Here is a 12,663-nt window from a genome sequence, read left to right as displayed (position 1 = left end):
GAAAGCCAACGTGCCGCTGGTGGATGTGACCGACGTTCCGCTCGGCGATTCCGGCACTGAATCCGTAGATCCACCCGACCCGAACTGGGTCGTGTTGCCCTGACCCGTCGTGTGGACCGTGAATTGTTGCTGGAATGCATTGCCGTTCTGGTCGGTGATCGTAACTGCATAGGTTTGGTCAGACGCCCCCTTGTAGCTCGTTGCGAGCTTGGACGGATCCAAGACATATGCAAGGGAAACAGCTCCCGCGGAGAAGCGGCTGCTATCGGCGGCCAACGTCGCGGTCAGATGTCCTTGCTCTGGCAGCGACCCCGTGTAGGCAACAGAAACCGTGTGGGTATCGAAAGCCAAGCCGTCGGCAAAAGATAAGTTGGCCGATGCGCTGGGAGAGGACGCCGACGCGGACACTGCCGCCGGCGCCGTCCAGAAGCCCTGATGATCGCCAAGCTGCGCCAGGAACTGCTGCTGATTGGCGAGGTAGATAAGATCCCCGGCTCCAACGGTAGCGTCCTTAAAATGATAGGCGGCCCACGTCAGGCCAAAGTTGTCGCCAAAATCGAGAACTTCGGTCGGCTTCCCTGGACTGGTGAAGATGAAGCTGTGGAGCGTGTAGGCGATGTTGTAGTCGGCCACGTTCTGAGCGAGCCAGACGTTGTTCTCGTAGGATATGCCTGTCGTCAGGCTGCTAAAGTCGACGTTCGTGCTCTGCCACTGTAGGTCCGACCACAGGAGGTGTGTGGCCTGGACCTTCGAATCTTGTCCGAGGCCCATGCTTATCGTTTCGTGAGCCCCCGCTGCGTAGATCTTGGCGTGGTCGCCGGCGTTGATCTGAATACTGCCGTGCTCGCCCCCAGTTGTGATGGTCGCGTAGCCTCCGACCGAGACGTAGTCGCCGCTGTCAGCTGAAACGATGGCGTTGTCTCCCGCAAAGAGAGCGTTACCCATACCAAGAACGACAGTGTCGCTATTCCCGCCGATGACCGTGTTGCCGACCCCGGAGATCGTCACTGAGGCGTTGTCGCCCAGGATGTATATTTGGCCATCGCCGGTTAGGGTCAGGTTGCCCTGCATGGTCGGCACATGCACGATCGGCTTGCCGTCGTTATGCAGGTCCAAGAATAGGTTCTTCGTGACGCTCTGACCTTGCGAGTCCGTCGAGGTCACTGTCGCCATGTATGGCGTTCCGGCGAAGGAGGCAGCCAGTGCGGCGGCCTTCACTGGATCTTTGACCGTTCCGGTTACAAGCAAGGCGTCGATATCATTGGCATTGAGCCCCGGGCCGAACACGTTCTCAATGACCGCCCGCCAGGCGTCGTAGTTGAGGGCGCCTGCCGACTTGAGAGCGAGCGTCGTGGCGCCGTTTTGATCGGTGCTCAGCGAGAAAAAACTGGTCCGACCCGCCCGCGAGCGCGTACGTGAACTTGTCGAGCGTGTTGGCGTCCATTGTGGAAAGCTGACCGAGGTCAAGCGAACTCGGAACGCCAACCGAGAACAGCGCCAGAGAGAGCCCGACGCCGGTTGGGGCCTTCTCGCCAACCGTCGCGTTCGACAGCGTGCCATCCGCGAACTGGAAGCTCGCGATGTCCGTCGTCGTGTAGGTGCCGGCGGAGCCATCCTTCGCCGTGAGCGTAAAGGCGGTCTGGCCGGTCTGGACGATCGTGTAGTCCGACCATTTCTCAGGCAGGACGAGAGTGCCTTCCAGGATGCCTGCGTCCATTGAGGACGCGCTCATTGCGCCTGCTCCTGCGACTATCGATCCGGTGTCGTCCGTGTGGACAGTTGTTGAATCCGCAATCGCAGTCGCGGAGAGGTCGGCTGTATCGTAGGATCCGGTAAGCTTGATGTCGGTGATCGGATCGGCGGCGCCTAACTTAATGCTGTCGTACCCGCCCTGCAGATTCACCTGTGTGAAGAACTTCACCGCAAGTCCGGTGTGCGCCGCCCCTTGCCCGTAGTCGGCATCGATGGCTCGATAGATTGAATTCGATGAACCATCAAAGGCGTAATCATAGGACGTGATCTTGGTATTTCCGCCCGAGTAGTTCAGGACGCTGGAGCTGGTCCCGAGAACCCAGAGGATGGGCCGATCTGGATCGGCACCGGCCGTCCGGGTCAGCTCATAGTTCGAGAGATCGAAACTCGAAACGTTCAGCGTGCCAACGCCGTTGATCTTTTCGATCGAGAATAGATCGTCGTGCCCATGCGAGTAAGGCGCTCCGCCAGTGGTCGGATCCGGAGCATAGTTGTCGGAGACCACGATCGAGTGCTTCAACACGCTATCGTCGATTTGCGTGATGCCGCCGCTACCACCATCGAGTGCAACAACGGCTCGCCCGCTGCCGTACTTCGCAGTGTCTATGCCATCGGTGGCGGATGAAATACCGAGCAGCCCGCCATTAATGTAGTTGTTTCCGGCACCCCCGGATAAGCTATCGTCTCCGCTTCCCCCATACAGAAAATCATTGCCGCTAGCACCAGCAATGTCGTCGTTCCCCGCCTCGCCGAAAGCAAGGATCGACTTCCCGTCGGTGCGGGAGGACATATCCATATTGTCATAGTAGGGAGGGTCTTGAGCCACAGCCAAGCGCACAATGTCGACCGGCGTTCCACGAGTAAATCCACCGTCAGGCGCATATGCGGCGTAAGCTGCGGAAATCACCGGATTGCCACTGGAATCCAGGGAGTATTTGAAGATTGGCTTCTCGTAAGACGTCCGGTGGTGGTTTGCGAAGTTCTGGTCGTACCCCGCTAACTCATCGGCTACCTGATCCTCGATGCCGACAGCCCCGTGCAACTGGCCGGCAAAGTTGTCAACGCTTGGATCCGGAAAGTAGCTCAATGAGCCATCGAAATTGTAATCAGGCGCGTTTCTGTCCGCGTTCGATGTTCCAGAAGGATCAACAGTACCAAGCTCATGGCTGAGTTCATGAGCGATGGCGAGCGGCAAGAGTTCCTGCTTCAGTTCACCGAGATTATTGAAGAAGTAGTCATTTTCCGCCTCAGCAACGTTTATGCCTATCGTGGCAGAAAGGCCAAGTGGGTGTGCTGCCGCTTGTCCTGGATCACTTGGAGGAGCTTGATAGATCCGGATGCCAAGCGGTCGCGCAGACGCTGCCTCGAGCATTGCCTGTGCGGTCGGCGAATGATCGTATAGGAGCTTGATCGCCGCCATTATGGCAGCTTGGTCATCCGACGATACTGCCGGATCCGTCGCGCTGGCCGACTGCCAATTGTCTCCGTTATCCTTGTTCCAAAAATGAATGCTCTCTTCGATGGAATCCCAGCTCACTTACTTGCTCCTCGAAACAAGCCCCAGAAATCTACGCAGTATTTCCAGACGCAGGCGGCGCCTTCGCGCCGCCTGCGGTCCACCATCTGGCGATATGATTCGGCGATCATCAGCCGCGGTTCGCCATTCCCATTCGCGCTGATCGGCCCGAACACAAGGCCACTATCCCCGACCACGAATTGGCGGATCGATTTCGAAGCGCAGAGCAAAATGATCCGCCCGGCGTAGAATCCGCGTTCGACCGATAGAACTTCGGCGCGAGCATACTGGCTGATCGAACTATGAATGGTCGGTTTGTCCGCGGAGGGTTGGGTTAGCAGACACTCGAGCTTCCCAACGAGCTCGGTGACACGCACCTTCAGAACGGCTCTTGCCCCAATGTCTGAGATAGGTATGGCGGAAAGGAAGAGCGGCACCTCGTCCAAGCTCGTCTCGTTGGTGGAGACGACATCGGTACGAGGCGACCCGGGAATCTGGTCCGAAGGTGCGATCCGCGGCCCATCCGCAATGGCCGTCCGATCCGCCGAGGCTGCTTCTCCGAAAGCGGCCACAGCGAAGCTTAGGTGCGCCCCCACGAGTGCATACCTACTCCAATTCGAGCGCAGTGAAGGCCATCCGCTTCTGAACGTCATAGGTACTCTTTCGCGCAGTTTCCACATTATGAGCGTACGCTCGAGCTTTCGCTCGACCTGCACACGAACAAGTTTCATGAATCATTCTCGTTGAGTTCGCAACGCGCCGCGACCGCGGTCTCGTGCGTTCAATCCGCCAGAGCGGCGGCAGACGAGTCCTTGAAAGCCGAGTGGGCTCAGGATGAGCGCATGCCGCGTAGACAAGCTGTTTTCAGGGGTCCGCAAGTATTCGCGTCAACAATTTTGGAGCACGTTGTCGCTCAGTCTGCGTGCGTCGTTTACCTTGATTTTGGCTGTCAAAATCGCCTCACGAAACTGTGGACGAGCAGTGGAAAGTACCGATGGATCCGGTTAATGCCGGGGTCCGTCCCGTCCCGTCCAGTACGGGGAGCAATGCTCTCCCGAACGGACCACACGACCGAGTGACCCTACGCCCCACTTCGGCCCTGCGACGTCGACTTCCGGCGTTGCGGTGCGCGATGCAAGTAGCGAGCGCGGACTTCACGGTCAGACTCTCAGGGGCTCATATGTCCGACCGTTTGGCGCCAGACCCAAGGATTCGAATACGGACGTGGCTCGAGCGTATGCCGGCGACGTGATCGCCGAGCAAGGATTCGAATACGATCAGGAAAACGAACCGAATGATGGACGATGAGATCGCCCTTGGGAATGTTTCGCTTGACGTTTGTGAACGGCTCAAGGATTCGAATATCATCCGAGGAAACGGGCGACGAACGATGATGAAGAGTGCATCTGTTATGGGACGACTTTGGAAATGGGTCCGGGGCGCTGAACACGACGCCGAACGTCGAGGCACCTTCTCGGAGGATCTGCCGATCGGCAGCTCACGGGAGGACCTGCTCGGTCGCGGTGAATTCGCCCGGGCGCTCGCCGGGGTCCTGTCTCGATATCGCGGCAGGGAAAGCCTGGTCGTCGCTCTGCGTGGCGAATGGGGGTCGGGCAAGACGTCGATCAAGAACCTCATCGTCGAGACGCTGAGCGCGCGGGGCGAGAGCCCGATGAAGGTGGTCAATTTCAACCCGTGGCAATGGGGAACGGACGAGGCCATTACACGAGCGTTCTTTCGGGAGATCGCCGCGGCTCTCGGCGATGGCGGCCAGTCGCTTGAGGCGCGCGCCAGAGCGTACGAATTCCGTCGCTACGCGAAGCTGCTCGAACAATTTTCGGGAGGGATCAAAGCAGCCGGCAAGCAGGTACTCGATCACGCAACCTGGCTCGCCGGCCTGGGACTGTTGGTCGCCGGCGGCGTGATCGCCCTCGAACCGGCAGCAAAGGTGCTCGCTGGACTCCTGATCGGGCTCGGCGTCGTGACACTCGTTGTCAGCCGAATGTTAGGCTTCATTTTCAGAGATCGGGAGGACGCCCGGCCCCTCGACATAGCCCGCGCGCGACTTGAGAAACGTCTCCAGACGTTGCCGCAAAACATCCTGGTGGTGGTCGATGACATCGATCGGCTTGAGCCGGAACAGATTCGGACGGTCATCCGACACATCAAGGCGAACGCGAGCCTTCCCGGGCTAACCTACCTGCTACTCTACCAGCGCGCCGTCATAGAACGCGCGTTCGACGGCGGGACGCCCGGCGATGGCCGCAAGTACCTCGAAAAGGTCGTGCAAACCGCTTTCGACGTGCCGGTCGTCGAGGGGGCGCGCATCGGCAATATCGTTCTTTCCGAGCTCAACAAGCTTACGGCGGCACTGCCGACCGATCCCGCCTTCGATCAAACCCGCTGGGGTAACCTGTGGCACGGCGGGATGAAGCACTTCTTTCGCAATCTACGAGACGCCAAGCGGTTCATCGGCGGCGTCGAGGTACAACTGACATTGCACCGAGAACCTCGAGGTCTGGAGACTAATCTCATCGATACGGTCGCACTCGAAGCACTGCGCCTGTTCGAGCCGGACGTCTATGCGGCCGTTGCGCAGAGCAAGGCCTTCATAACGGGCACGCATGATCGGCGGGACACCGATAAAGAGAAAGTCAAAGCCGTAGTTGCAGCCGCTTCGGCGGAGAACAAGCAGGCAGTGCAATATATCGTGTCCAAAATCTTCCCCGTCGTCGATTGGGCCTTCGGCGCTCCCTGGCACGGTCCGGATTGGGAACGAGAGTGGTCCTCCCGACGGCAGATATGCTCGCGTCAATATTTCGATCGGTACTTCGCGCTTCGCGTCCCGGACGGCCGCATGTCTGAGTCTGAATTCCTCGATTTCGTCGAGCACTCGAATGACCGTGGCTACATTGACCGGGCATTTGCCGATCTCGCCAAGCGGAATCTCCTCCCAGAAATCCTTAGCCGCATTGAGCAGGCCGCAAACGCCGGAACGCTACCGATCGCGCGTGCTGACGCGTTGGTGCCAGCGTTGTTCGATGTGGCCGAACCGCTGACTGGCGATTTGCTTGGATTGGCAGAGAGAGTGCCGTTCATCTCGGCTTGGTGTGCCGTGTCCTGGTACCTAAAGGGCGATGCTAATCTCGATCACCGCGGCGAAACCTTTCTGCGGGCCTTGAGGACTTCTGATTCGCTGGCCGTCCCGGCGACATTGATTTCGCTGGATATCGACAGGCGTGAAAAGGGAGACACCGATCTCCTGATGACGGACGTGCAGCTCGACGCCGCCAAGGCCGCCTGGGTGGCAAAGCTCCGAGCCGCCCTTGAGCGGGCGCCGGAAACGATGATCCAAAATCCGCATTTCGTGAGCTACCTCTATCGATGGCGGGACTTCGCCGATCTTTCGGGCCCTCGGGAATGGGTTGCCTCCGCAGTCACGCAACCGAACCTGCTCCCGAAATTCCTCAAGGCCTTCGTCCAGACGGGACAGGCGTGGACCTTGGGTGATTATGTTTCTCACCCCATGGTCAACTTCCAGCTTGGGAATGTGATGTCTTTCGCGGACCTTCCGGCTCTGGTCGCTCTCGTGCGTGCCTTGCCCCAGGACATCGAGGCGTCGGAGCGAGCGGCGTGTGACCAATTCCTCAAAGCGGCGGAAAAACACCTCGACGAGTCCGCTAGCGCCGGTGAAGTCGTCGGGACGCCGCCGGCGCCTGATGCCGTCTGTGAAGGAACTAGCGAGGAAGCTGCGGATCCGCCGCTTCCGAAGGAAGACGCCACACCCGACTAGCGCCGCCTTCGATTCAAGGAACTCTAATCTGACTGGGCTTCTTCGAAGGAATTAGCGCCCCAATGCCTGCTCTAGAGTAATGTCGATGTCCGGCAAGACGTAGTCGTCATGATCGGCGCGTTCGACGGAAACGATCATCTCCGCGGGGACCGGCGCCCGCACCATGAAGGCCGACGAAAAGCGGGTGCGATATCGACCGCCGATCACGAGCTCGTTGGCCGCATGAGCCGCGATCACATCTGGGTCCTGAGCCGCCAAGTCCATGCAAGCGATCCTGGCGTATTGATCGGCTGTCGCCCAAGCTCGGTCCGCATAACGCAGAACCGCCGGCCCAAATGTCTGCTTGAGCGCGTCGCGGCTCAAAGTTGGATTGCCGAGCTGCACGACTGTGTAGAGGAAGTCTCTGCCATCGATGACGACATCGTCCGGATGCGCGTCGAACGAAATCAGTATCGGCGTCGTGTCCTCGGCCTTCCGGTTGTGACTGCAGGCATAGTACATCGCGTCCCGTTCACGGGCACAGGCACAGATACGCGACAATGGCTCCTCGCGCTCCGGGCGGGTGAGCTCCATTGATAGATCCGGTATCTCCCAAAGCTCGTCGAGGAGTCCCTTCAAGTCGTGCACGGCGAGGCCGCTCCAGAACCGCCCCTCGACAAGCAGGCCGTTCTCACGAATGGAGGCGACGGTCACGTCTGCCGTCACTTCGGGAACGGCTATTCCTCGATAGAGGCGCATCGTGAGTTGGCCGTCGACCGACACTCACTCGCACTCGATATCCGGTAGCTTCGATCCGTACTTCACCAGGAGCGAATTGATGGCAATCTGGATCTGGTCGAACGAGGAATTCTTGAGCGATGGCGCATCGCTCTCCCCGAGGTAGAGCTTCTTAGAAGCTCCGCATACGGTCATGTCCTCGAGCTTCGCTCCCGGCCGAAGCTGCGTCATTACGGCCGGATCGCCGTAGAGTGGCTCTCCGCCGACGACGACCAGCATGATATCGGCGGGCATCGCCTTCACCACCGGGTCCAGATCCGGATTGCGTGCCTTTGGGTCCCGCTTCGCCCTGATCGCCACGAAGTCCGCCTTCTTGTCCTTCGTAAGATCTCCGATGCTCCCGTCCAGTCTCGCGATCTGCGCGGGGACGGACGTCGCCATCTTGAACAGATCCTCGGATGAGATCGCGCGGTAGCGCCGGGCGATGTATCCAATCTCCTGAAGCATGCCGGCGCTGCCCGAGGGACTCCAATCCGGGGCGATGGCGATCGGCACGTGAGCGAGGCTGGCGGAGCCGACGTTGGTCGTCGCTCCGTAGAGTTCATCGTTGCTGCGCGGCGACCACACAAGCCCGACGCCGTTCTTCGCCATCTGTCCGAAATCAGCATCGCGCAAGGCCGTGCCGTGCACGATGACCATGCCCGGCTTCAACAGCCCGGCTCTATCCAGCATGGTGAACTCTCGATGGGCGCTGGAATCGGCCGGTGCGCCTTCGGAGAGATGGATGACGAGGCTGCGCAGGGAGCCCCGGTTCAGCTCGCACAGGAAGTAGTCCATGCGGCCATGCGTCTCCTCGAGCGGAAACACGTCATTGAAGACGACGTCGCCAATCGGCTGCGGGGACTTGCAGGGGTCTGTGTCATCCGGCTTCTTGAAGTCCAGCCCGGACGCAAGATCCAGGTTACGCACCAGCCCCTTGGCACAATCGGCGTATTCAGGGTGATCCTTGTCAAAGATCGAGCCCAAGCTGGACGTGGCACCACCGACCAGTGCCTTGATCTCGGCGTAGATTTCGACTTCGCAAGGTGCTCCATTCTTGTCCATGATGGCGTTGTGAGGCGCCACGAGCAGCCGATCGTATTCCGGGGAGTCCTGCCATTCGTAGCGGCTGGCGAATTTCCGGCCGGGGATCCAGCGGGGCAGGACGTTCCAGGTGAGATGGTTGTGCAGATCGATAAAGCCCGGAAGGATCACCGTATCCGGGATCTTGATCGCGGTTGCCGCACCCGGGACCGAAGCCGCCGGGCCAACGGCGTCGATATTCTTTCCGCTGACTGCGACTGCGCCGTCGCTCACAAGGCCAGTCGGTGTGAGCACCTTTCCTGCTATCGTGAAATCCAGCGCCTTGGCCTCGCCGACGAGCCACGCGCAGGCCAGCAATATCGACGCGCATCGAGCGGTGAAGCGAAAGCCCCTCATCTGTCCCCCCTGCCAAGAGCTGTCTCATCTTATCGTTGTCGCGACGGAAAACTAGCGTGAATCGCGAGAGCCCTTGCGGACACGACCAAAGCCGTCTCCAGCGTCGCGCGTCGGGGAAGCGGCTCACGGAATCGAAAGATTTTGGCGAAGCCGGCGGAAAACCTCGCGGAACTCGAGGCGAAAATGCTAGTCTGGGCTTCTTTCAAGAATGCATTTTGGGGGCGCGAACCCATGAGGAGATATGGACCGACCGTTGGCGCGGCAATATTCGTCCTTCTAGCTGCGCACGTGGCGCCATTGGGGGTCCACGCTGAACAAAAGCCGTCCCAAGCACTAAGCTTGAACAAGAGCGATCTTCCGATCGCCAAGTTCCTTTACAGTATGAGCGCGGCCGCGTCTCAGCCGGAGAAGTTCGCCGCTCCACCAGGCGCCCAGGTAATTGATCGTAAGGACACCGGACTTGTCGGCGGCTTTCAGGCGTTGGCCGTGGAGTTTCAGTTCGGATCGCAAAAGATTGCGATCGTATCATATGGCGACACAGCTGTCCTTTCGAGCGACATTCTGGCTGACCATCGCCTAGGTCTTGAGTTGATTGTAAACTCAAGGATTACGGATGTTAGCGCCGCGCAGCGAGTGATCGACCACATCGACACCTCGTACAATTTCTTGGATTCTCAGATTAATGAGGCGCTGACGTTCTTTCGCGATGTGCAGAGTAAGACCAACGCACCAGTCGTGGTGGTGGGGCATTCGCTGGGAGGATTTCTGGCAAACATTGTCAGCGCCAAATTTGGAGTGTCGAGTGTAACTTTCGAGGCACCGCAGGTGCCGAGGACCGTATTGAGCCGCTTTGGAATTGGCCAAGCGGGGGACGCTAGTTCAGTTCATTTTGCAAGACCTACGGACCCGATTGCAGGCCGCTGGCCAAACACTCCAGACGTCCTTGGCAGGCGCGTTCAACTAGATCCATTTCCAGATCGCACGATATTGCCGTCCGGCAGCTTTGCGGGGAATGTGAGCTACCTGCTTGCTCAGCACAAGCTTGAGAACATGTTGGACGTAGTTACGCTCCATCCGAGTTACGCGGATTTCATGCGCGGTGTTGCCGTTACCATCGGAACTCAATTGGAGAAAGGTGGGCCGGCACCGCTGCCAAGCGATCTAACAAGTGCTCCACCAAGGCCTGCAAGTGCTGCCGAGGTTGTCCTCAAACTGATTTCTGGTGATCAGGCGGGACGCGATCAATCCGGAGCGTCTGGATCGAGTCAGTCGGCTCCGCAACCCCCGCGTTCTGAGCCGCCATCGCCATCGCCATCGCCATCGACGCCGTCGGCAACCTCCTCCGGCAGCGTTCCATCTGATATTCGCGGGCCGCTTTCTAACCTCAGATCAGATGGCTCCAGAGACAGCGCTAACACCCCGCCGGCAGCACCGGTCAAATCAGACGAGGTCGGCAACAATGGTAGCGGCGGGACCGCTGGCGGAAATGGCAACGGCGACGGCAACAGCAATGGCAATCTAAACGGCGGCGCCGGCGGAAACGAGGGCGGGCAACACGCCGCCGACGGAAGCGGTGCCGGCAAACCGAACGGTTCGGGTGACGGCACTGGATCGGGTAAGGACAGTGGCTCGGGAGAGCCCGGCGCGGTCTTTCAGGCTCATGATGATGGCAAGGTCACGCTTGAGCACGCTGGAGAGCCTACCAGCGTCGAGTCCGGGACAGATAACGGCAGCAAGACGGGCTCTGAGGGAGGTAGCCACCCGAACAACGATGGCAGCTCGGACAATGGCTCAAAGAAGGACAACAATGGGGAAACAAAGTCGTCAGATAACGACGATGGCTTCTACACTGAGGACCAGTGGAACGCGAGGCATCTGGCGAAGCTTGAGGCTGAGGAGCAGTCGGCATTCGAGATATGGTTTCATGAAAATCCACCGAACGTAGACCCCAGGCAGGGACAGGACGAAGAGGAACTTGCGCGAAAGTATGAGCAGAAATTGAATGCTTGGTTCTCCGCGAACGCTCCCAAGCCGGACGTCGATCCTTATCCGCCGGGCTTTACGGACTCTCTTGCGCCGTCACACGAAATCGACAGCAGGATTAAGCTTCCGGCTCCGAACGTCGATCCATTGCCGCCGGACGTTCAGCCGGAGAAGCCAGCGTCTCCCCCATCATCGCCTGGACGTGAGGTTATTTCGACTACACTGCCAGCTGACGGTACTTCGAGACAAGGCGTGTCGAGCCTGAGTCCGAGTTCGCCGCAGGCTCGTAAAGATACGAGCCCGCAGTTTGACAATCGCACTGGCTGGGGAAGCGGCGGCCAGCCGCGAGTCGTGGATGAGCCTGCGCTTTACTGTTCGTTCGATTTCAACCAGTTCGATGCCTTCACAAGCGGCCTTGCGCGTATACAACTCATAATTCGAGGAACGATCCCTGCTGACGAGCAAGCCTCCGCATGGAACGCCGCTCGAAAGGACCTTGAGGGAAAGGTCGCCGACATCATCAAGGCGGCCGGACGGATCGAGTTGGCGAGCAACGATTATCTAGACCCTGCCTCTGGCACCGTCACCCTGCAAAACTCGGCCAACTTGCGAACTAAGCAGATAACGATCTTCGAACAGACTTGGGGCCTATCGATGAACGCCAAGGATGGATCCGCCGACACGACTTTGAAGGATATTGGCGGTGAGTCCAATCTCGTCGTTGGTCTGAATTCCTTCAGCACGAACAGATACGTCATTAGCGTGTTGCCCGACTACGAAGCGCTCGGCGGGGGGCTGGGCGAACAACTGAACGCGTTTAAGGCAAGTAAGGTCATCTTCCTTTTGCCCAACAAGGATGAGGCAATTCCAGCGACCGCGCGCATCATCATCGGAGCTGCCAAAGCGAAAATCAAAAGCTCAGTATCGCAGGTAGCTGACTCCGATCTGTCAAAAGCGACTGGCCAAACCGGCCCGTTCGAAAGGGTTGCGCTCGTTTATCTTCGTCGCTCCGGGACTGACCGGAGCGGAAGAAAGATCCTGGATTTGGATGCCGCACAGGTTCCGGACCTATTGAATGCTACAGGAGGAGATCGTTTTCTGTTCGTTTCATTGAACCCCGATGGGTACATCATCACCGGAAAGGAGAGCGGGACCCTCCGCCAGATGAAGGGCGGAGCCGATGCTGGCCTCAGCTACTGGGCTGATCCTATCAGGAGTATCTTGGCTCAATTCGTTAAGGATGGTCGCTCTTCGGGCGTGCTTCCAATCAAGAAACTTGACAACCGAAGTAGCGCGACATTGAGCGATTTGGTCCGGACGAAGGACGATCGGCGCGAAAGATCCAATATTTGCTTTGTCCACATCGCGCATTGACGACAATTGCACGCGACGACTGCCACCGCCGCCGTTGACGACGCCATCC

Annotated in this window: 6 protein-coding genes; 2 read left to right on the top strand and 4 right to left on the bottom strand. The window is 58.9% G+C overall.

All coding sequences use genetic code 11. The features are described from left to right. Nucleotides 1–1,291: 1,291 nt before the first annotated feature. Both XH90_RS39715 and XH90_RS31740 read right to left on the bottom strand, forming a co-directional pair. Entirely contained in the window at nt 1,292–3,289 is a 1,998-nt protein-coding gene (locus XH90_RS39715) for a hypothetical protein (protein ID WP_305853162.1), read from the bottom strand. After that, nucleotides 3,286–3,714, bottom strand: coding sequence for a hypothetical protein (locus XH90_RS31740; protein ID WP_194478161.1), 429 nt, complete (start codon nt 3,712–3,714; stop codon nt 3,286–3,288). The genes XH90_RS39715 and XH90_RS31740 overlap by 4 nt, the downstream gene beginning before the upstream one ends. Nucleotides 3,715–4,562: 848 nt before the next feature. Here XH90_RS31740 and XH90_RS31735 point away from each other — a divergent pair. Beyond that, nucleotides 4,563–7,061 carry a P-loop NTPase fold protein gene (locus tag XH90_RS31735; protein ID WP_194478160.1) on the top strand — a complete coding sequence of 833 codons (2,499 nt, stop codon included), beginning with the start codon at nt 4,563–4,565 and terminating at the stop codon, nt 7,059–7,061. 51 nt (nt 7,062–7,112) lie between these two features. Here XH90_RS31735 and XH90_RS31730 read toward each other — a convergent pair whose 3' ends face one another. Beyond that, the gene (locus tag XH90_RS31730; RefSeq protein WP_194478159.1) at nt 7,113–7,823 is read right to left on the bottom strand and encodes a hypothetical protein; all 711 of its coding nucleotides are present in this window, start codon (nt 7,821–7,823) and stop codon (nt 7,113–7,115) included. Beyond that, nucleotides 7,824–9,257 (bottom strand): amidohydrolase family protein, encoded by a 1,434-nt coding sequence (locus XH90_RS31725; protein ID WP_194478158.1) that lies wholly within the window; start codon nt 9,255–9,257, stop codon nt 7,824–7,826. Nucleotides 9,258–9,596: 339 nt separating this feature from the next. Here XH90_RS31725 and XH90_RS31720 point away from each other — a divergent pair, with 339 nt between their 5' ends. After that, nucleotides 9,597–12,614 (top strand): hypothetical protein, encoded by a 3,018-nt coding sequence (locus XH90_RS31720; protein WP_194478157.1) that lies wholly within the window; start codon nt 9,597–9,599, stop codon nt 12,612–12,614. Nucleotides 12,615–12,663: the final 49 nt, after the last annotated feature.

The organism is Bradyrhizobium sp. CCBAU 53338, from assembly GCF_015291665.1.
GTDB lineage: Bacteria > Pseudomonadota > Alphaproteobacteria > Rhizobiales > Xanthobacteraceae > Bradyrhizobium.
Note: the sequence above shows the minus strand (reverse complement) of the source record. Positions and strands in the feature narration are given on the sequence as shown.

What these genes read in the sequence shown, in the direction of transcription:
- XH90_RS31725 (WP_194478158.1), bottom strand. Translation starts at nt 9,257, where the DNA reads ATGAGGGGCTTTCGCTTCACCGCTCGATGCGCGTCGATATTGCTGGCC.
- XH90_RS31735 (WP_194478160.1), top strand. Translation starts at nt 4,563, where the DNA reads ATGATGGACGATGAGATCGCCCTTGGGAATGTTTCGCTTGACGTTTGT.